This is a genomic window from Parabacteroides sp. AF21-43 (assembly GCF_003635435.1).
GTDB lineage: Bacteria > Bacteroidota > Bacteroidia > Bacteroidales > Tannerellaceae > Parabacteroides > Parabacteroides distasonis.
Map to the genome: position 1 here is coordinate 190,231 of NZ_QTMG01000004.1, position 22,059 is coordinate 212,289.

At 45.8% G+C, this 22,059-nt stretch carries 19 protein-coding genes; 16 read left to right on the forward strand and 3 right to left on the reverse strand.

The genetic code is table 11. The features are described from left to right. From bglX to DWX84_RS05010, 7 genes are all read left to right on the forward strand, one after another. The gene (gene bglX, locus DWX84_RS04980) at window positions 1-2,277 is read left to right on the forward strand and encodes a beta-glucosidase BglX (protein WP_122377441.1); all 2,277 of its coding nucleotides are present in this window, start codon (window positions 1-3) and stop codon (window positions 2,275-2,277) included. Between the two features lie 18 nt (window positions 2,278-2,295). Then, complete coding sequence (locus DWX84_RS04985) at window positions 2,296-4,089, forward strand: family 43 glycosylhydrolase (protein ID WP_122377442.1); 1,794 nt, start codon at window positions 2,296-2,298, stop codon at window positions 4,087-4,089. 271 nt (window positions 4,090-4,360) lie between these two features. Continuing rightward, entirely contained in the window at window positions 4,361-5,158 is a 798-nt protein-coding gene (locus DWX84_RS04995) for a prolyl oligopeptidase family serine peptidase (RefSeq protein ID WP_122144863.1), read from the forward strand. Window positions 5,159-5,451: 293 nt separating this feature from the next. Beyond that, window positions 5,452-5,919 (forward strand): hypothetical protein, encoded by a 468-nt coding sequence (locus DWX84_RS05000; protein WP_087346173.1) that lies wholly within the window; start codon window positions 5,452-5,454, stop codon window positions 5,917-5,919. 138 nt (window positions 5,920-6,057) lie between these two features. Next, window positions 6,058-6,213, forward strand: coding sequence for a hypothetical protein (locus tag DWX84_RS21455; protein WP_154396191.1), 156 nt, complete (start codon window positions 6,058-6,060; stop codon window positions 6,211-6,213). Between the two features lie 9 nt (window positions 6,214-6,222). After that, complete coding sequence (locus DWX84_RS05005) at window positions 6,223-6,789, forward strand: GNAT family N-acetyltransferase (RefSeq protein ID WP_087346177.1); 567 nt, start codon at window positions 6,223-6,225, stop codon at window positions 6,787-6,789. A gap of 646 nt (window positions 6,790-7,435) precedes the next feature. Further along, window positions 7,436-8,332 (forward strand): YitT family protein, encoded by an 897-nt coding sequence (locus DWX84_RS05010; protein WP_087346180.1) that lies wholly within the window; start codon window positions 7,436-7,438, stop codon window positions 8,330-8,332. 39 nt (window positions 8,333-8,371) lie between these two features. On the opposite strand, the gene DWX84_RS05015 is transcribed toward DWX84_RS05010, so the two are convergent. The 3 genes from DWX84_RS05015 to DWX84_RS05025 form a co-directional block, all read right to left on the reverse strand. Further along, window positions 8,372-11,194: a pitrilysin family protein gene (locus tag DWX84_RS05015; RefSeq protein ID WP_122377443.1), complete on the reverse strand. Its 2,823-nt coding sequence runs from the start codon at window positions 11,192-11,194 to the stop codon at window positions 8,372-8,374. A 132-nt stretch (window positions 11,195-11,326) separates the two neighbouring features. Further along, entirely contained in the window at window positions 11,327-11,551 is a 225-nt protein-coding gene (locus tag DWX84_RS05020) for a (4Fe-4S)-binding protein (protein ID WP_057317236.1), read from the reverse strand. Window positions 11,552-11,569: 18 nt separating this feature from the next. Next, on the reverse strand, window positions 11,570-11,869 hold the full coding sequence (locus DWX84_RS05025; RefSeq protein WP_036614495.1) for a GNAT family N-acetyltransferase: 300 nt from the start codon (window positions 11,867-11,869) through the stop codon (window positions 11,570-11,572). A gap of 195 nt (window positions 11,870-12,064) precedes the next feature. Between DWX84_RS05025 and DWX84_RS05030 the strand changes: the two genes are divergently transcribed. From DWX84_RS05030 to DWX84_RS05070, 9 genes are all read left to right on the forward strand, one after another. Beyond that, a complete protein-coding gene (locus DWX84_RS05030) occupies window positions 12,065-15,322 on the forward strand; it encodes a DUF2723 domain-containing protein (protein ID WP_121960715.1) in 3,258 nt (1,085 codons plus the stop codon). Between the two features lie 6 nt (window positions 15,323-15,328). Continuing rightward, window positions 15,329-15,940 (forward strand): polysaccharide deacetylase family protein, encoded by a 612-nt coding sequence (locus tag DWX84_RS05035; RefSeq protein ID WP_005860262.1) that lies wholly within the window; start codon window positions 15,329-15,331, stop codon window positions 15,938-15,940. After that, window positions 15,940-16,857: a tRNA epoxyqueuosine(34) reductase QueG gene (gene queG, locus DWX84_RS05040; protein ID WP_008778979.1), complete on the forward strand. Its 918-nt coding sequence runs from the start codon at window positions 15,940-15,942 to the stop codon at window positions 16,855-16,857. The genes DWX84_RS05035 and queG overlap by 1 nt, the downstream gene beginning before the upstream one ends. 6 nt (window positions 16,858-16,863) lie before the next feature. Further along, window positions 16,864-18,153 carry a S28 family serine protease gene (locus tag DWX84_RS05045; RefSeq protein ID WP_008778980.1) on the forward strand — a complete coding sequence of 430 codons (1,290 nt, stop codon included), beginning with the start codon at window positions 16,864-16,866 and terminating at the stop codon, window positions 18,151-18,153. 139 nt (window positions 18,154-18,292) lie between these two features. Then, entirely contained in the window at window positions 18,293-19,111 is an 819-nt protein-coding gene (locus tag DWX84_RS05050) for an FkbM family methyltransferase (protein WP_227154383.1), read from the forward strand. A gap of 70 nt (window positions 19,112-19,181) precedes the next feature. Then, complete coding sequence (locus tag DWX84_RS05055; RefSeq protein WP_121960713.1) at window positions 19,182-20,066, forward strand: metal ABC transporter solute-binding protein, Zn/Mn family; 885 nt, start codon at window positions 19,182-19,184, stop codon at window positions 20,064-20,066. After that, window positions 20,050-20,811: a metal ABC transporter ATP-binding protein gene (locus DWX84_RS05060; RefSeq protein ID WP_048926974.1), complete on the forward strand. Its 762-nt coding sequence runs from the start codon at window positions 20,050-20,052 to the stop codon at window positions 20,809-20,811. Before DWX84_RS05055 ends, DWX84_RS05060 begins: the two co-directional genes overlap by 17 nt. 27 nt (window positions 20,812-20,838) lie before the next feature. Next, complete coding sequence (locus DWX84_RS05065; RefSeq protein WP_005860253.1) at window positions 20,839-21,045, forward strand: hypothetical protein; 207 nt, start codon at window positions 20,839-20,841, stop codon at window positions 21,043-21,045. Continuing rightward, window positions 21,042-22,058 (forward strand): NAD(P)-dependent oxidoreductase, encoded by a 1,017-nt coding sequence (locus tag DWX84_RS05070; protein ID WP_005863616.1) that lies wholly within the window; start codon window positions 21,042-21,044, stop codon window positions 22,056-22,058. Before DWX84_RS05065 ends, DWX84_RS05070 begins: the two co-directional genes overlap by 4 nt. The last annotated feature ends 1 nt before the right edge of the window (window position 22,059 follow it).

The following is a 22,059-nucleotide window of genomic DNA, read 5'->3' on the forward strand; positions in this document are numbered from 1 at the left end:
ATGAAAAGGTTAACGACTTTTATCGCTGGTGCGGCCGTTGCCGCTACCTTGGGGGGATGCCAGCAGCCCGCTGTAAGCGGTTGGAAAAGCTTCAGCGGCGACAAAAATATTGAACGCCGTGTAGATTCTGTGCTCTCTTTGATGACCTTGGAGGAAAAGGTGGGGCAGATGGCCCAATACTCCTGTAACTGGGATGTGACCGGCCCGGTTATGACGGGGGATTATGAGACTTTGCTGAAACAAGGTCTTGTAGGAAGCTTGTTTAATGTATATACGGTAGATGGCGTACGTAAAATGCAAGAGATGGCTCTGTCCGAGAGCCGTTTGAAGATACCCGTATTGTTTGGTTATGATGTCGTGCACGGCTATCGTACGATTTTCCCGATGCCGTTGGCGGAATCCTGCTCTTGGGATTTGGAGCGGATGCGTAAAAGTGCGGCGATCGCGGCGGATGAGGCGAGCGCTTCCGGTATCGCTTGGACGTTCGCCCCGATGGTGGATATCTCCCGGGATGCCCGTTGGGGACGTGTAATGGAAGGTGCCGGTGAGGACCCGTATTTGGGAAGTCTGATTGCGAAGGCCCGTGTCGAGGGTTTCCAAGGAGGAAACGATTGGCGTTCGTTGGCCGACGTAAATACGGTCTTGGCTTGTTGTAAGCACTTTGCCGCTTATGGGGCCGCTGAGGCCGGACGTGATTATAATACGTCTGAGTTGTCGCAAAATACATTGATGAATTATTATATGCCGCCTTATTTAGCGGCTAAGGAAGCGGGAGTCGCTACGTTCATGGCCTCCTTCAATGAGATCAACGGAGTGCCCAGCACGGGTAATAAATGGTTGATGACCGATTTGTTACGTAAGGACTGGGGCTTCAATGGTTTCGTGGTTACCGATTATACCGGTATCAATGAGATGGTAGCCCATAGTATCGTGCGAAATGATAAGGAGGCGGGAGAACTGGCCGCGAACGCCGGTATCGATATGGATATGACAGGTGGCATCTACAGCCAATATCTTGTACAATCCGTGAAAGAGGGCAAGGTCTCGGAAGAGAATATCGACCGTGCCGTGGCGAGCATCTTGGAGATGAAGTTCCTCTTGGGCTTGTTCGATGATCCATATCGTTACTTGGACAATGAGCGTGAGAAGAATACGATCATGAAGCCGGAGTTTTTGCAAGAGGCTCGTGAGACTTCCGCTCGCTCGATCGTCCTTTTGAAGAATGATAATAACTTCTTCCCGATCTCGAAGGATAAGAATATTACGGTAGCCTTGATCGGCCCGATGGTAAAAGATAAGATCAACCAGAATGGCGAGTGGGCTGGCCGGGGTGAGCGTGAGGAGAGTATCTCTTTGTTCGAGGGTCTGACCGAGAAATATGCCGGTACGAACGTGAAGTTCATTTATGCCGAGGGATGTGATCTCTTGACTGATGATTCATCTAAATTCGCTGAGGCGATCGCTACGGCTCGCCGTGCGGATATCGTATTGGCGGCTATGGGCGAGGATTTCAACTGGAGTGGCGAGGCGGCTTGCCGTACGGACTTGAAATTGCCGGGCGCTCAACAAGCCTTGTTGAAAGAATTGAAAAAGACGGGTAAACCTCTTGGTTTGATCTTGGTGAACGGACATCCTTTGGATCTTTCTTGGGAGGATCAGCATGTCGACGGTATCTTGGAGGCTTGGTATCTGGGTACGATGGCAGGTCATGGTATGGCCGATGTGATCAGTGGCGATTATAATCCGTCCGCTCGCCTGACGATGTCTTTCCCTCGTACGGTAGGTCAATTGCCTCTGTATTACAATCAGAAACCGACAGGCCGCCCGGTTCCTCCGGAAGCTCCGGATACGGATTATAAATCCAGATATATGGATGTGCCTAACACACCGTTGTATCCGTTCGGTTATGGCTTGAGCTATACGACTTTCGCCGTGAACTCTATGAAGCTGGATCAGAACTCTTTCACGAAAGGGGGTAAGATCACGGTAACGGCTGAGGTAGAGAATACGGGTAAGGTGGATGGCGAGACGGTCGTCCAGATGTATATCCGCGACTTGGCGGGTAGCGTGACCCGTCCGGTTAAAGAGCTAAAAGGTTTCGAGAAGGTGGCTTTGAAAGCGGGCGAGAAGAAGCAAGTCTCTTTCACGATTGACGAAGCTTTGCTGGCTTTCTATGGTATCGATATGCAGAAGAAAGCCGAGCCGGGTGATTTCACGGTTTGGATAGGCTTGAATTCTGCCGACGAGACGAATCAGTCTTCTTTCTCTCTGCGGTAAAAATTAATACATATCAACATGAAACTATTATCAAAATATATCTTTTCGGCTCTGTTCTTGGCTGCTTCCGGAGGTTCCGCCACCGCTCAATCCATGCGGGCGAATACGTATTGTAATCCGCTTAATGTGGATTATACGTATATGATTTATAACTCATCGAACAATCTGTCTTACCGTTCGGGCGCGGACCCCGCTGTCGTAGAATTCCGGGGCGAGTATTATATGTTCGTAACCCGTTCGCATGGCTACTGGCATTCGAAAGATTTGTTGAACTGGGATTTTATCACTCCCGGTAAAAACTGGTATCCTCAGGGTTCCAACGCTCCCGCCGCTCATAATTATAAGGATTCCGTGCTTTATGTGATGGGTGATCCGTCCGGCTCCATGAGCGTTCTTTATACCGATGATCCGAAATCCGGTAATTGGAACGCTACTCCTGCTATACTCCACGACCTACAAGACCCGGATTTATTCATCGATGATGACGGACAAGCTTATTTATTTTGGGGCTCTTCCAATGTTTATCCGCTTCGGGGCAAGAAACTGAATAAGGATGACCGTTTCTTGATCGAGGGCGAGACGGTCGAGCTTTTCGGCTTGGATATGCCGAAGCACGGCTGGGAACGTTTTGGCGAGAACCATACCGATACGGTATTGGGGGGCTATATGGAAGGTGCTTGGCTGACCAAGCACGACGGTAAATATTATATGCAGTATGCCGCCCCCGGCACGGAATTCAACGTATATGCCGATGGTGTTTATGTGGCGGACTCCCCATTAGGTCCGTATAAATACCAATCGCATAACCCGGTAAGCTATAAGCCCGGTGGTTTCATGAATGGTGCCGGACACGGAAGTACCTTGGTGGGGCCGGGAGGTAATTATTGGCATTTCGCCTCTATGTCTCTCTCGGCTACGGTGAATTGGGAGCGTCGCCTCTGCATGTATCCTACTTTCTTCGATAAGGAGGGCATTATGTATTGTGATAATAACTTCGGTGATTATCCGCATTACGCTCCCGCCGAGCCGGGAAAGAAAGGAGAGTTTACGGGGTGGATGTTGCTCTCTTATAAAAAGTCGGTGAAAGCTTCCTCGTATGCGGAGGGTTCCGCTCCCGCCGCGCAAGGATTCACGGAATCGAACCGTCCCAAGACTTCCGCCAATTTCCTTCCGGCCAACTTGACGGATGAGGAATGTAAGACATTCTGGATGGCTCGCACGAATGGAGATACCGAATGGGTAGAGATCGATCTGGAGGCTCCCGCTATGGTATATGCCGTGCAAGTGAATTATCACGATCATCAATCGAATATGTATGGACGTATTCCCGGTTTACGCCACCGTTATGCGGTGGAAGGCTCTTTGGACGGGCAGGATTGGGTAACGTTGGTGGATCGCCGGAATAATTATAAGGATGTCCCGAACGATTACGTACAAGTGGATAATCCGGCTCGTGTCCGTTATGTCCGTTATAAGAATATAGAGGTCCCGACGCCTCATCTGGCGATCTCGGACTTGCGTGTGTTCGGTATCGGTGAGGGCAAGAAGCCTGCGACGGTGAAGAACTTCAAGGTCGTTCGCCAAGCGGATCGCCGTGACGCGATGATTACCTGGGACGCTGTCAAGAACAGCCAAGGCTACAACATCCGTTGGGGTATCGCTCCCGATAAACTATACAATTCATGGCTCCTATACGGAAAGAATGAATTACTATTAAAGAGTCTGTCCACCGACCAGCCTTATTATTTCACCATCGAGGCATTCAACGAGAACGGTGTATCAGAAGCGACAAAAATACAGGAAGCCCAATAATCTTTCGGTATCATTTTCAAATGTATTTTGTAGAGATAGGACAATCTGTCTCTACAAAATACATACAATATTCGATTATTTACTTACTAACGGGTATTTATCTGGATTTGCTATGATAGACAAGCTCAAATCTACATCTAAAGCATCCCAACGAATCCGCTCACGTCCTAATAGTTGGTTTAATCTTGATATTATACAACGCCTTAACAGACTATTTAATTATATTTGCGGAAGTTATCGATCTAGGTAGATAGTATTTACATTTGAATATATGATTATGAAAACACTTAGAAGTATTTTTTTTCTGTCTCTTTGCCTTCTTCTCTCCATTGCTGGATATGCTGGTGATAAGGCTAGTTTTTTGAAAAAGCAGTTTACGGCTCGTGATGGTTATCAATTGAATTATCGGGTTCTGTATCCCCGAGATTATAATCCGGCGCAGAAATACCCGGTAATCCTGTTCCTGCACGGAGCGGGCGAACGAGGGTCGGATAATGAGGCCCAATTAGTACATGGTGGTGATATGTTCGCTTCTTTCGAGAATCAAACCAAATATCCGGCTATCATCATAGCGCCTCAATGCCCGGCTGAGAAGACTTGGTCTGAATATAAGGGATTGAACGCCGGAAAAGAAGGAAAGCGTTTCTATCCGTTGAATGCTCCGGCCACACAATCGATGGCCGCCGTCAAGGAATTATTGGATAGTTATATAGCGGAAGGTAAGGTCGATACGAAACGCATTTACGTAACCGGCCTATCAATGGGAGGTATGGGCACGTTCGATATCGTGATGCGTTACCCGAACCTGTTTGCCGCTGCCACCCCGATCTGTGGTGGAGCAAATTTGCAACGTTTGGCAAACTTTAAGGGCAAGACGGCTTTCAGTATTTATCATGGCGGCTCCGATAGCGTAGTCGATGTACAATTCTCCCGTGACGCTAATGAAGCATTGAAGAAAGCAGGAGCTGATGTCCGTTATAAGGAATTTCCCGGTGTAGACCATAACAGTTGGGATAACGCTTTCGCCGAACCGGATTATCTGGCTTGGATGTTCCAGCATAGCTTGTAAAAACAGAGGTATCATCTCCGGATTTTTTACTTACTAGACATTATTTATCCTCTATAGGTTGGATATCCGGAAAAAGAAGTATATTTGCAATGCTAAACATTTTAAAACCAGAAAGCAGAGTAGAATACCTGCTTCTATTCGGTTGCAGGCATTTTTTTGCCTGTAACCGATCCGATATGACGGTTCCGTACCCCCGTGGAGTGCATTAATGTGCCTCCAGCTTTCTGGTAAAGTGTTTAGCAACGGGTCAGGCGGGACCGTTCTTTTTTCCGCCTGCTTACAACTAATATATTATGGAAGAGGAAAAGATCTATTCCGTAACTGAACCTGTCGGTTCAGAGCAAGACGCTCCGGTTTCGAACATGGAAATGTTGAGTGATGTATTTTTTAAGGAAGAGGCACGACGCTTGAAAGAAGCTTTCTGTTTTGAGAGAGATGCGGATGATTTCGATTATCTGAACCATCAGTTGCAAAGCGTGAAAAATCTGTTGGTAGGTCTAAAACTGCCGTGGATACAAATAGCACCAATTTTGTACAGATGTATGGCCGTTTATCTGCAGCGTCCCGATCAACATGTAAGTAATATGAAAGTTCGCTACCTGTCAACGCAATTGATGGATGGGGTTTTGCTTTTATCCCAGAACGGACGGCTCATCAATGACTTGCTCATGTTTTTCGACCGCCAGATCAAGGAAATTCAATGTCTGCGAAATGAAAGAGGAGAGGAGATCGATAATGTGAGTATTTTAGGTACAGAGTGAAATATTTTGTAGAGACGTAGCGTTATGTTACGTCTCATACCATTCTAGGAAATTTCTTACTCGTTAATTAGGAACAGATTTGAAAAATTTATACCTTTGTTCCATACATCTAAAGTATAGGAGTTTTTTATGTTAGGAATGAATTCAAAGAGGACGCTTGTCTCTGGTAAATTCGCCAAAGAGATCAAAGAGAAAGCTCTTCGTATTCAGACTGGAGATTTGGACGAACGAGATAAAAAGGAGATCCAAAGAAACCGTCGGATTACCAAAGAGGTTTCCATTCTATGGAAATAATATTTGATCATGGAATATATTTTTGAGCGCTTAACAGATACATCTTGTTTACATGACTTTTGTTGTGGTGTTATTCCTATGGATTGTTTTATCCAAGATGGTTTTGATCTTAGTATCGCAAATCATTATTGTAGTGCTTATATCGTTAAGGAGAGTTTAAAAGAATCGACAGTCTTAGCATTGTTTGCTTTGAGTTTTGATTCCTTGGATTTAGATATTGATGATCGAAATGAAATTATAACAGGAGTCTCTAATACAAATATTCCAGAATTTACTGATAATTACAAAGATATATTTTTGACTAAACCCCGTTATCCCGCATTGGAAATTGCTTATTTAGCGGTAGACAAGAATTACCATAAGTCTGGTTTAGGGAAGATCATTGTGGAGGCTATTGTCCAAAAAGCACAAAAGCAGGATTTGGCGGGTTGCCAATTTATTACAGTAGAGGCCTTGAATACACAAGAATACAATGCTGTAGGTTTTTATGATAAGTGTTGTTTCTCGGCTTGCGAATATCCCAATCCAAATAAGGGTACATTAAGAATGTTTAGGACACTTTATCCGGTGTCGTAACCATTCAGCGAAGCGAATACGTTCTCTATATCATCTCGAAACAAGCTCATATATCAATCTGACACTTTGTAGACTAAAGTCCCGGAGAATCGTTTTTTCCGTACAAGAGTACGGCTTGTCCCTAAATACGCAAGGAAAAATCAGCAATTGCTTGGTTGGTAGATAGATGCTTGAAAACGGCCTTTTATTCTAGCGGAATTTATTCATCATAACTCATATCTGGAGGCCAAAAAAGGGAAATAATAGGGTAATGATAGGGTTATAATAGGGTACGAATGCCTATTCACGAGTACTTGCGAGGCTATTCTTGACTACTCATGATGCCTAACGTGAGTATACGCGTCGCCTAATGCGGCCTATTGCATAGGCTTTCGTGGCTATTCATGCGTGAAAAGTGGTCCTTTTTAACAAAAAACGCCGTTTATAGCCTTCTCCTTCCCGCTATTTCGCTACTTTCGCCAGAAGTACTTGTCATGATATTTGCCTTATGTTGATCAAAAAGGTTTTTTATCGTTTATTTCGCTGCCAAAGAGATATTATTGAAGGGATGATACTAGGGAGAATATTTATGGGGAATATGGAAAAGGAAATAACCTACGTCCGATAACTTTCACTACCTTTGCGCCCGCAAAAATATACAAATAAGATGAAACCTACTTTATTAGTGACTTCCAGACAAGTAATGTTCAGAGAGATGAAGGATTACTTGATGATTGCGTTGGGGATGATCCTTTACGGCATCGGATGGACCGTTTTCCTTTTGCCGAATGACATTACGACAGGTGGAGTGCCGGGTATCGCTTCCATTGTTTTCTGGGCTACGGGATTTCCCGTTCAGTACACTTACTTCCTCATTAATGCCGTCTTGCTGATGCTTGCCTTGAAAATATTAGGTTTTAAGTTCAGTATCAAGACGATCTTCGCCGTGTTTACGCTTACTTTTTTCTTGTCCCTTATCCAGGAGCTGACAGCCGGGATGCATTTATTACAAGATCAACCGTTTATGGCATGTGTGCTGGGAGCCTCCTTCTGTGGAAGTGGTATCGGTATCGCTTTCTCCTCGAACGGTAGTACGGGTGGAACGGATATTATTGCCGCTATCATCAATAAATACCGGGATATAACGCTGGGGCGGGTCATGATGATCTGCGATATGATTATTATCACCTCCAGTTATTTCGTGCTAAAGGATTGGGAGAAAGTGGTATATGGTTTCGTAACGTTATATGTTTGTAGTTTCGTGCTGGATCAGATCGTGAACAGTGCCCGCCAGTCCGTGCAATTCTTTATCATCTCGAAGAAGTATCAAGAGATTGGTAAGGAGATTAATGCGTTGCACCGAGGGGTTACGGTGATCGATGCTACCGGGTTATATACGGGGCAAGAACAGAAGATGATGTTCGTGCTCGCTAAAAAACGGCAATCCACTACGATTTTCCGTATCATTAATGATATTGATCCGACCGCCTTTGTATCCCAAAGCGCCGTAATCGGGGTTTATGGGGAAGGATTCGATCATTTTAAACTAAAGAAATCAAAGTAGAGACGGGGCACGCCCCGTCTCATCCTCTCAAAATAGTAACTAGGGTTGCATGATAACTTCTACCCGGTTACCCTGTCCCAAAAGCTTTTGGGCGAATGCCTTTATCTTCTCGGGAGTCAACGCCTTAACAATCAACTCATAATCCGTATCGGTATCAAATCCTTTATAATAATAATCATCCAATACGTTCAACCAATAGCTGTTCTCCTGCAAGACTTCCGCATGACGTTTCAGCAGGTTATCCTGTGTTTTCTTGAAATCTTCTTGACGAGGGCCTACCTCGGAAAGCCGTTTCAACTCATTGCGGACAATTGTGTTCATCTGCTCCCACTTAGCCGGGTCTGTATCGAAGAATATCTGTAATGTCGTTCTTCCTTCCGGGAAAGGTGAGATTCTAGCGGATACACCGACGCCATACGTTCCTCCTTCTTTCTCGCGTACCTTCTCGTAATATACCAAGTCCATAACTTGTTTCAATGCGGTAGCGGTGATGATATTCTCCAGATTGTACTCCATCTGTCCGGTATAGAGGTTGGCTACCGTTACTTTCGGGATTTCCATGGAGCGGTTGAATCGATTCATATAGTCTCCCTTACGCATCGATGGAACCTCCGCCGGATTTCCCTTCTCAATTTTTCCTTGAGATGGCAATGTCGCTAAATACTGCTCTATATACGGACGGATACTATCAATCTGGATATTACCTACAAACGTGAATACGAAACCGGAAGCATCCGAGAAGCGTTCCTTGCGCATCTCCATGATACGAGGATAACTGATATGTTCGAAATCTTGTGGACGAAGACGTGACGCACGAGGATTATCTCCGTAAACCGCTTTAGACAAAGAGTCGCTGAAAGCGACCATCGGATTTAACTCCATATTCTGCAATTGCGCTTTTGTCCGTGTCTCGAAAGATGCGTAGGCCTCCTCGTCCATGCGGGGAGCCGTGAAGCTAAGGTAAATTAACTCGAATAAGGTTCGCAAATCGGAAGGAGCGGCCATTCCGTTCACGTTCTCACTATCTTGACTGAGCGATAGGGCGCAAGATACCTTCTTTCCGGCCAGACGCTTACTTAGATCCGTGGCGGAGAAATTACCCAATCCACCGATCTCGATCACGTCATTGAAAACTTTTAAGTTATCAATATCCTTCGTGCCGAATAAAGTGCTTCCTCCCGGGCTGGTAGCGGTCATGATGATCTCGTCCTTCTTGAATTCGGTAGGCTTCAATACCACCTTGATACCATTGCTTAAGGTAAATACTGTCGCTCCGAAGTGCTGGCCGGTCTTTGTCTCCGTGATCTGGCCCGGGGTCGGCAAGGTCGGGACTAAAGGCTCGTTGGAGACAGTTTCCTTATAAGGCTCTACCGGCATCTGTCGTGCTTTGAGGAACGTACGGAGCAGGTTCTCCTCGGTCGGGTATTTTATACCTTCTTTATCCGGTCCGGTTAACCCGATCACGATATTATCCTCTCCGATCATATCTTGGATATATTGGTTGACTTGCTCTACCGGGATATTCTGGGCGATCTGGTTCAATAGCGTGTATTCCATCTCAATGCCCGGGATATAACCGCCGTTGGTGAAATGGTTCACGTATTCACGGACATAAGCGTCGTTCTTTTGGTTATTCCGCTCGTTGTAAGCGGACTCGTATTGTTTCAACACGTTGATGCGTGCCCGTTCATACTCGGATGGCGTAAAGCCATATTGTTTTACCCGTTGAGTCTCTTTGACAAGCGTGGTCAGTGTGGAATCGATCTCGCCTTCCTTGGCAAGAGCGGCTACGATCCATGCTCCCTTGCTTTTCGCGATCATGAAATTATCATCGTCGTAGGCTTCCGCATAGATAAACGGAGGATTCGCTTGATGCAAGATGTCATCGAAACGCTCGTCCATGATCGACGCGCATATTTGCTGGATATAGTCCTTTACCAATCCGGCAATCGTACGATTCAAGTCGTTGGGCAATTTATCGTGTTTATAGAAGATATAAAGGATCGTATTGGATGCCTCCTTGTCTTTGGCGATCGAGATCAGAGGTAGATCATTGTCGGGAACCGATACTTGTTCCCGTTTTGCCGGGTTGACCGGGGCAGGGACATCGGCGAACATCTTTTTGATCGTTGCCTCCACTTGATCTACATTTACGTCTCCCACGATGATAATCGCTTGCAAGTCCGGACGATACCATTTTTTGTAGTAAGCCCGCAACTCGTCCGGCTTGAAGTTCTCGATCACGTCGATCGAACCGATCGGCATCCGGTTCGCGTAACGGCTTCCCGGGTACATCTTGGGTAGTTGCTGCTCCCATAGACGAGTCTGGGCATCCTGTCGGGTACGCCATTCCTCACGGATGACCCCACGTTCTTTCTGGATAGCCGAGTCGGTCAAGGCTAGGAACCCGGACCAATCGTGAAGGATCAATAAGCAAGAATCAACCACGCCGCTTTTGTTGACAGGGGCGTTGGTAATCATGTAGACGGTCTCATCAAAGGAGGTATAGGCGTTGAAGTTTTCCCCGCTGCGCATACCTACACTCTCGATATATTCGTCCATCCCGTTATTCGGGAAGTTCCTACTGCCGTCGAAAGCCATATGTTCCAAGAAGTGAGCCAAACCTCGTTGATTCTCTTCCTCTAAGATGGAGCCTACGTTTTGGGCGATGTAAAAGTCTGCCCGGTCTTTGGGCTGATCGTTGTGACGGATGTAGTAGGTCAATCCGTTACTCAATTTCCCGTATCGAACCTTTGGGTCGATCGGAAGTGGTTCGGGTTCCTGCATCTCTTGTGCCATCACTTGTGTGAAAGCGACGAAACAAAGCAGGATTGCCGTTAAGATAGAATGTCTTTTTATCATATTTGTTTCATTGATAGTGAATCTAGATCACAAAACTAGCAAAAAATCATAGAAAGAGGCCCTTATGGCGAAAAAAGGAGTATCCGATGCGGAATACTCCTTTCTATCAAGATGAAACAAGCGGGGGGTGCCTCATTTCACCTCTTTATTCATTCGGTATGTCAACGCGCCAGACGGACATTGCTTGATTTGGGCAATTAATTCCGCGGTTGTTGCGTTCTCTATCTGTATCCAGGGCCTCTCCTTCGGCTTATAGACATCGGGAAGAGTCTTTACACAGATACCGGCATGTTGACATAACTCCGGTTGCCAGATAATGGTGAGTTCACCATTCGTATATTCGATCTTCTTTCCCATATAATTTTGTTATAAATATTAAACATGTATACCTCTCATTACGATGCGTTTCCAATCCGGATGCTTCTGGATATATCCAGCTACGAACGGACATAACGGAACGAGACGTAAGTCTTTCTTTTCGATATCCAAGAGCACTTTCTCCACCAATTGGCTACCAATTCCTTTACCTCCAAGCTCCATGGGAACCTCAGTGTGGGTGAGATAAATTACCCCATCCTTATTTTTTATATACTCTATTCTGGGAACGTATCGCTCTATATGAAATTCATATTGGTGGCGTTCTTCATTATCAATTAGTTCATAATTTTCTTTCATCTCCCTATAATTTTAATACTCAACTATTCTATTAACACTTGAGTGATAAGGTTTGTTTAATATAATTCTAATCTATTCTATATAATTTATAGGGGAATGGAACGTTAGGTATTAAACGTAAATGATTACCTTTGCGGCCGACTGCCCGTGTGGGTATGCAAGTAGAAACAATTAATTATCACACTTATACAAAGTATGGGAAAGTACAAACTAATCAACAACGTGTTGGGGTGGGTCGTTTTTTTGATCGCTTCTACCGTTTATCTGATGACAATGGAACCCACCGCCAGTTTCTGGGATTGTGGTGAGTTTATCTCTTCGGCATACAAATTGGAAGTAGGCCATCCGCCCGGAGCTCCTTTCTTCATGTTAACAGCCAATTTATTTACGCAGTTCGCCTCGGACCCTTCCAAGGTGGCGGTAATGGTCAATACGATGTCCGCCCTTTTTAGCGGCCTGACGATCTTATTCCTTTTCTGGAGTATTACTCATTTAGCTCGTAAGATTATCGTGGAAGACGATAAGATGATGTGTCTGGGACAGATGATTACGATCATGGGTTGTGGTTTGGTAGGTTCTTTGGCTTATACGTTTAGCGATACATTCTGGTTTAGCGCCGTGGAGGGCGAGGTATATGCTTATTCTTCCTTGTTTACCGCCTTGGTATTCTGGTTGATCTTGAAATGGGAAGAAGCCGCCGATCGTCCGCATGCCGATCGTTGGATCGTGCTGATCGCTTATTTGATGGGTCTGAGTATCGGTGTCCATTTGCTGAACTTATTGTGTATCCCGGCTATCGTGTTGGTATATTATTATAAGAAATTCCCGAATCCTACGATGAAGGGTACGCTGATCGCTTTATTGGTGTCGTTCGCTATCGTGGGCTTGATGATGTATGGTGTCGTACAAGGCTTGGTTGAGGTTTGCGGTTATTTCGAGCTGTTGTTTGTCAATACGTTCGGTATGCCGTATAACTCGGGTGTATATGCGTTCGTGATTATCTTGGCGGCTTCCTTGATCTGGGCGATCTGGGAGACGATGCAAGACGAGATCCATCCGGTGCGGATGAAGATATCCTTTATCCTCTCGATCGTATTGTTGGGTATTCCGTTTATCGGTAGCGGTTACGTGATCGCCGTGATCCTCACGGCGGCCTTGACGGCTTATTTGTTCATGAGCAAGAAGGTAAATATCAAGATGCTGAATACGATCTTGGTCTGCTTGATGGTAATCGTAGTGGGTTATTCATCCTATGCCTTGACATTGATCCGTGCGACAGCCGATACGCCTATGAACCAAAACGCTCCGCAAGATATCTTTACCTTGCGTACTTATTTGGCTCGCGAGCAATACGGTAAGACTCCGTTGATCTACGGTCAGACCTATGTCTCTGAGGTGAAGCGTGAGAACCAAGGCGGTACTTGCGTACCTGTATCGAAAGAGGGTGAGCCGACTTGGAGCCGTGTCATTAAGAAAGATAAAAACGAGAAGGATCATTATTATATCTCTCGTTACGATACGGAATACGAATACGTGGATGAGTTGAGTATGCTTTTCCCCCGTATGTATAGTAGCGACGGACGTCATGTGGCTGCTTATAAGGAGTGGGCACAAGTGAAAGGTACACCGGTGAAGTTCAACCGTTGCGGTGAGATGGTGACGGTGATGAAACCTACATTTGCCGAGAATTTGCGTTATTTCTTCGCTTATCAGCTGAATTTCATGTACTGGCGTTATTTCATGTGGAACTTCTCCGGACGGCAGAACGATATACAAGGTAACGGTGAGGTCTCGAATGGTAACTGGATAACCGGTATTCCGTTTATTGATGAGGCTTTAGTGGGCCCGCAAGAGGATATGCCGTTCGATATTATCAACAATAAGGGGCATAACGTATATTATATGTTACCGCTTCTATTGGGTATCTTGGGGCTTCTATTCCAAGCTTATGCCGGAAAGAAGGGCATTCAGGGATTCTGGATCACGTTCTTCTTGTTCTTTATGACGGGTATCGCGATCGTGCTTTACTTGAACCAGACGCCGTATCAACCTCGTGAGCGAGACTATGCGTATGCCGGATCATTCTATGCGTTCTGTATATGGATCGGTTTCGGTGTGGCGGCCTTGGCGAAAGGATTGCAGAAGTATGGCAAGTTATCTCCGGTGATAGCGGGTTCTGTCGCTACGGTACTGTGCTTGTTGGTTCCTATCCAGATGGGTGCGCAGAACTGGGACGACCATGATCGCTCGAACCGTTATGTTTGCCGTGATTTTGGTGCGAACTATTTGGAATCTTGCGAGCCGAACGCTGTCATATTTACGAATGGTGATAATGACACGTTCCCGTTGTGGTACGCACAGGAGGTGGAAGGTATCCGTACGGATGTACGTGTATGTAATACGAGCTATTTGCAAACCGACTGGTATATCAACCAAATGAAGAAGCAAGCGTACGAGTCCGATCCGCTTCCAATCTCTTGGCAACCGGAGGATTATGTGCAAGGTACTCGTGATGCCGCTTATGTATTCCCGATGACGGATAAGTCGATCGATCTGAAGACCGCTCTTGATTTCGTTCGTAGCAACGATCCGAAGTTTAAGAAGATCCCGGGTATCAATCAAGAATTAGATTATATTCCTGCGCAGACATTGACGATGGGGGTAGATTCCGCTGCGGTTATGGCTGCCGGCGTGATCGATACCGCTAACTTGCCGTATTTGCAGAAAGAGATGAAGATTGACTTGAAAGGCAAGGATGTCTTGGGTAAGCAAGAGTTGATTATCTTGGATATGTTGCAGACGAATGACTGGAACCGTCCGATCTATTACGCGATTACCGTAAGCCCGGATCAGTTCGTGAAATTGGATCCGTACTTCCAGCAGACCGGTATGGCTTATCAGATCGTTCCGATGGAGACACAGGGAACTGTTCGTTCGATCAATACGGAGAAGATGTATGACAACGTGATGAATAAGTTCAAATGGGGTGGTGTCAATACGCCGGGTGTGTACTTGGATGAGATTGTAATGCGGATGTGCAAGAGCTATCGTATCGCGTTGTTCAGTAAGTTGGCTGCCGCTTTGGTCGCTGAGGGCAAGAATGAGAAAGCACTGAACGTATTGGATAAGGCGATGGAAGTATTGCCTCCCGAGAATGTTCCGTTGGATTATAGCGCTCTTTCTTTAGGTGAGCTGTATTACGAGTTGGGCCAGAAGGAGAAGGCGGAGATGGTTTATAAAGGTATAGCGGACAATGCGTTGCGCAGTATAAACTGGTATTTCCGTTTGCGTCCGGGGCAATTATCATCTGTCGAGAGTGATTTAGGTCATAACTTGGCGGTTCTCCAAGAGGTATTGCGTGTAAGCAAACAATACAATCCGGAGTTCGCTAAGCCTTATCAAGAGGAATTTGATAATTACCGTATGGCGTACGGATCAGTGGCAAAAGACTAACAAAGTATGTTTATAGAACAACCGCCTTGGTTTTACAGGGCACTGTTCCCGGGGGTAACTTGGCGAATACCGGCAGAGAAGAAGTGTGTGTATCTCACCTTCGACGACGGCCCGATTCCCGAGGTTACCCCTTGGGTTTTAGATATATTGGATACGTATGGGATCAAGGCTACCTTTTTTATGGTAGGGGATAATGTACGTAAGCATCCCGAGGTCTTCCAGATGGTGATAGATCGTGGGCACCGTGTCGGTAACCATACGTTCAACCATATCCAAGGTATCAAGTTCTGGACGAAGAATTATTTGGCGAATGTGGAGAAGGCAGCCGAATATATTCCCAGCAATTTATTTCGGCCTCCTCATGGGCATATGCGTTTTCCGCAGGTAGTATGGCTTCGCCGTCATTATCATATCGTGATGTGGGACGTGGTCACCCGTGACTATAGCCCTCATATGACTCCGAACGGTGTCTTCAACGTGGTAAAGAACTATACCCGTAATGGTTCTGTTATCGTCTTCCACGATTCCTTGAAAGCCGAGCGCAATATGCGTGAGGCAATGCCCCGGGCTGTCGAATGGCTCTTAAAAGAAGGCTACGAGTTTAAAGTTTTTGAATAATGGGTATCTCCCAGTTTATAAAAGATAAAGCTATGGAATTAGGCTTTTCCGCTTGCGGTATCGCTGAAGTAGCGAAGGCCGGGAGCGAGGAGGCTTATTTTGACCAATGGATCGCGGAAGGCTACCATGCTGGAATGAAATACATGGAGAATCATCGGGAAATTCGTCTCAATCCGGATGGCTTGGTGGAAGGTGCCAAATCAGTTATCTCAGTAGCCTTGAATTATTATCCGAAAGTTCTCCGGAATCCGGCGGAACCTTATATCTCGTATTATGCGTATGGAGAAGATTATCACGGGGTCGTAAAGGATAAACTTCGCCAATTATGGAAAGCGATAACCGAGCATCATCCCTCCAACAATGAGGCCCGTGTATTCACGGACTCCGCCCCTCTGTTAGAACGTTATTGGGCTTGGAAAGCCGGTTTAGGATGGATCGGAAAGAATACGAATCTAATCATCCCGGGCAAAGGCTCTTTCTTTTTCCTTGGGGAGATCGTGACAACTTTGGTAGTCGATACCTATGATTCCCCCAAAAAGAATCACTGCGGTTCCTGCATCCGCTGTTTGAACGCTTGTCCTACCGGAGCCTTGGAAGGGCCGAAACGTTTGAATGCCCGTAAATGTATCTCTTATCTTACGATCGAGCATCGTGGAGAAATCCCTGTTGAGCAAGCCGTCCTTTTAGGTAACCGTATCTATGGATGCGACACCTGCCAAGCCGTTTGTCCTTGGAACCGCTTCGCTATGCCTACGGCAGTAGCAGCCTTTCATCCCACCCCTTCTTTGCTCTCCCTTAAAAAAGACGACCTCAAGGCATTGAGCCGTGAGGATTATAATCGTATCTTTGCACATTCGGCGGTGAAACGCGCCAAATATGAGGGATTATTACGAACAATACAATATCTAAAAGACTAAATTACCATGAGAAGAACATTTAACTTCTTGCTTCTTTTCTTCCTGTCGGTGATGACGGTAATGGCCGCTCCCGGAGATTTACAAGAGAAGCTTGCCTCCCTAAAAGGAATTAGTGGCATTGAAAAACTTCAATCCGATTATTATCCGGAGAAATATGTAGTACGTATTACTCAGCAGGTCGATCCAAAAGACCCCGCCGCCGGAACATTTACGCAACGGGTTATCGTAGGCCATGTAGGTTATGATCGTCCTACCATTATGGTGACCGAAGGATATGGAGCGGCTTATGCGCTCAATCCGAAATATCAGGAAGAACTATCTAAACTATTGAACGCGAACTTAGTGTTTGTGGAGTACCGTTATTTCTTGGAGTCGACGCCGGAACCTAAAAACTGGGATTATCTGACCGCCGAGAACTCTGCGTACGATTTACATAACGTCCGCAATACATTCAAGCAGATCTATCCGGAAAAATGGATCAGTACCGGTATCAGTAAGGGGGGACAGACTACAATGCTTTACCGTGCCTTTTTCCCGGACGACGTGGATTTCTCCGTTCCTTATGTCGGTCCGTTATGTAAAGGCGTAGAGGATGGCCGCCACGAACCTTTCTTACGTAAGGTAGGTACGAAAGCGGAACGCAAGAAGATACAGGATTTTCAATTGGAAGTCTTGAAACGTAAGTCCGATATGCTCCCTTTATTGGAGAGCTATTGTAAGAATAAGAACTTGACATTCCGTATCCCGATGCCCGAGGTATTGGATTATTGCGTACTGGAATATTCATTCGCTCTTTGGCAGTGGGGAACTTCGATAAGTACGATCCCTTCCAAGTCTGCCGACGATCAGGCGCTCTTCGATCATTTGATGGAAATCAGCGGTCCTGATTACTTCGCCGAGAACCAGCCGAATATCTCTTTCTTCGTACAAGCCGCCCGTGAGCTCGGTTATTATGGCTATGACGTAAAACCTTTCAAGAAATACCTTACGATCGATAGCGCCCACGGATACTTGAACCGTATCATGCTTCCCGAGGAACTGGTCGGTAAAGTAGACTTCCGTCCGGCTCTGTACCACAAGATCTATAACTTCTTGAAAGACAACGATCCGAAAATGATCTTCATCTATGGCGAGATCGACCCGTGGAGCGCAGCCATGGTTCCCGCTTTCAAAGGCAAGAAGAACGAGCAAATCTATATCCAGCCCCGAGGTAGCCATCGTGCCCGTATCGGCAATATGCCGGAGGATATGAAGGAGCGGATCCTTACACAGATGAATAAATGGCTGGCCGAGTAAAAATAGAGTAGCCTATTTTTTCCCTATAAATCCCCGTATTATTACTTATCGGTTGTAATACGGGGATTTGTTATGTATATTAAGATATTTCTCGTATATTACGCCCTATTAAAAACTAGATGAAATGTTTACCGGTTCGATGATGAAGTTGAAAAGCATATTATATGGGACGTTACCTTTTTACTATACCAAGGTGTTTGAGCCCTCTTCTCCTAAATTAGCGTATTATGATTATTTTCGAAAAAGAGGATATACACGTTATCCTTATGATTTCGCTGCGGAATATCTGGAGATGTCGATTGCCGTTCAGTGGGATAAGGAGAAAGAATTGCCTTATGTGATGCACCGGGGAAGTAAACGATTATATTTTCCGAGAGAGTATAGCACATCTAAGATCGAGAAATGCTATCGGGCTTTGTTGATCGAGCAAGACGTGAGGCATCCCCATCATTATGCGGATTCCGTGGAGGAGTTTAGGGGAAAGACACTCTTGGATATTGGTTCCGCTGAGGGATTTACCGCTCTGGATACCATCGAGGTTACCCGTTTTGTTTATCTTTTTGAATATGAGGATAAATGGATCGAGGCGCTTCAGGCTACTTTTGAGCCGTGGAAAGAGAAAACGATGATCGTAAAGAAATATATCAGCGATCATGACGATGACGTTAATGCTGCTTTGGATAATTTCTTGAAAGACAAGTCTCGAAAAGATATCTTCTTAAAAATGGATATAGAAGGTGCGGAATGTATGGCTTTACAGGGCTGTATGGAATTATTCGCGAAAGCGGATCACTTGGATTTCGCGATCTGTACGTATCATAAAGAAACTGATGTCGTCCAAATCCCGGCTTTTCTGGACCGGTTTAACTGTTCCTATTCATTTACCGATGGCTATATGTTCGTAAAACATAGTTTACGCAAATGCCTTGTCCGGGGAAGTTGTCAAGCTAGTTCCTGATAACTTTGAATCGTCTCCTTGCTGCCTTATTACCCGATATTCGTTACCTTTGCGAAAATATATATGTGGTATGAAAGAATTTAAGGTATTGATATCGGCTCTTTTCGTCTTGATACTTATGGCCTGCGGCGATAAGCGGACAGATGAGAGGATCGTCAGCGTGACGATTGAGCCGCAACGGTATTTTGCGGAGAAGATAGCCGGAGATAAATTTAAGATTAATTGTGTGGTTCCGGCGGGGCAAAGTCCGGAGACGTATGATCCTACGCCCCAGCAAATGGTGCAGGTGGGTAAAAGCCAAGGTTATTTAAGGATCGGATCGATCGGGTTCGAACAGGCTTGGATGGATAATATCCGGAATAATAATCCGGGACTCAAGGTTTTTGACCTGTCCGAAGGAATTGATTTACTTAAAAGCCCCGAGGAAGAAGAGGAACATGATCACCACCACCATCATCATCCCGGAGGCGTCGATCCGCATACGTGGAGCTCTATCTCTGGAGCGAAGGTGATCGCCAAGAACACTTTGGATGCCTTTGTGTCTTTGGACCCGGAGAATAAGGAATATTACCAAGCGAATTATGAACAACTGACGAAAGAAATCGGAGAAACGGAAAAGACCGTTTCCAGTTTGTTACATTCTCTTGACAATAAGACATTTATTATTTACCATCCGGCCCTGACCTATTTGGCCAACGAATATGGCTTGACCCAGCTTTGCATCGAGATGGACGGAAAAGAACCGTCTCCCGCACAATTAAAGGAACTGGTCGAGACCGCACGGGAACATAATGCGAAAGTCGTGTTTATCCAACGGGAGTTTGACCAGAAGAACGCCGAGTTGATCGCGAAAGAAACAGGTTGCCGTCTGATCCCGATCAATCCGCTGGATTACGATTGGGGTAAGGAAATGATTCATATCGCAAAATCGTTAGTCGATGGACAAGCTGATTGAGTTGAGAGAGGTTACCGCCGGATACGGTAATAAGATCGCCTTACGTAACGTAACGCTGGATGTGTGGAAAAATGATTTCTTGGGAATTATCGGACCGAATGGCGGCGGGAAAACGACGCTTTTAAAGGTGATACTAGGTCTATTGCCTCCTATTTCCGGAACGATTCGTTTTTACGATGAAAATGTAGAGGTTCCTTCCTTGAAGATCGGTTATCTACCCCAAATGAGCCAGATCGATAAGAAGTTTCCGATCTCGGTACGGGAAGTGATCTCTTCCGGTTTATCCGCGGAGAAACCTTTGTTCCGTCCATTCAATAGATCCCAGAGAGAGCGTGTAGACGAGGTGATCGTACAGATGGGATTGGAGGAGTTGGCGGGCAGGGCCATCGGTGAGCTTTCCGGCGGCCAGTTGCAGCGGGTCTTATTGGGGCGTTCTATTGTCTCCCGTCCGCAGGTATTGATCTTGGATGAGCCTAATTCGTATGTGGATAAACGATTCGAGTCTCGTTTTTATCAGCTCTTGGAAGAGATCAATAAAGAGAGCGCTATCATCTTGGTTTCCCATGATATCGGTACGGTTTTGACGATGGTGAAAAATATCGCTTGTGTAAACGAGACTTTGCATTATCACCCGGGAGCGAATGTCTCCGAGGAATGGTTGGGCGAGAAATACGCTTGTCCGATCGAGTTGGTGGGGCATGGTGACTTGCCGCACCGAGTCTTGAGGAAACACCAACACGAATAATTCTTTTTCACGAATGACTCTATTTTTATGATACCACAAATCATTTGCTGGATAAGCTTGCCGGAGATCGGTTATATCGTAGGTATTGCCGTAATCCTGTTCGGATGTAAGGCCGTATCGCAAAACCCTTTCATCAGTAAGAAACAAAAGATTCTTTGGATGCTGACGATCCTGTTCTTGAATTGGATCGGGTTGTTGTGGTATTATTATACATTTTATATGAAAGAAAAATGAAGGACAGAAAGATATTGATAACCGGAGCGAGTGGTTTTATCGGCGGTTTCTTGGTAGAGGAGGCGCTTCGCCGTGGCTATGAGACGTGGGCGGGTATCCGTGCGGGTAGCAGTAAAGCGCATCTGCAAGATAAGCGGATTCATTTCATCGACTTGAAATATGGCGATCAGGAAGCGCTTACGGCTCAACTCTCAGACTTTGCCCGTGAGCATGGGGCATGGGATTATGTGATCCATAACGCCGGGTTGACGAAGACATTGGATAAGCGAAACTTTTTCCGTGTGAACGCCGAGAATACGCATCGATTTATCGAGGCTTTAGCCGCCGCCGGTTGCAAACCGAAGAAATTCCTCTTGATGAGCAGCCTAAGCAGCTATGGGCGAGGCGACGAGAAGACTTTCCGCCCGATACGCTTGGACGATCCGCAGCGGCCGGACACGGCTTATGGCCAAAGTAAGCTAGAGGCGGAGAACTACATCCGTAAACAAACCTATTTTCCTTACGTGATCTTGCGGCCTACAGGAGTATACGGGCCGGGAGAGAAGGATTATTTCATGGAAATACAAAGCGTAAAGTCGGGGCTCGATTTCGCCGTAGGCGCTATTCCCCAGCGAATCACGTTTATCTATGTAAAAGATTTAGCGACCGTGGCCTTCCTTTCCCTTGAGAAAGAGGAGATAAAGAACCGGCATTATTTTGTAGCCGACGGAGATGTCTACACGGATGAGTCTTTTGCCCGTATGATACAAGATATCTTAGGAAAGAAGCGGGTATTGCATGCCCGTATACCGCTGGGGTTGGTGCGTATCGCTTGCCACTGTTCAGAATGGATCGGTAAGTTGTTGAAGAAAAGTATGACGCTAAATAGTGATAAATACATCATCTTGAAGCAGCGTAACTGGATTTGCGATGTCACGCCTCTTCAAGATGATTTAGGTTTTATCCCGGCCTATCCTTTACGTAAAGGCTTGGAAGAAAGTATCGAATGGTATAAAAAGGAGGGGTGGTTGTAAG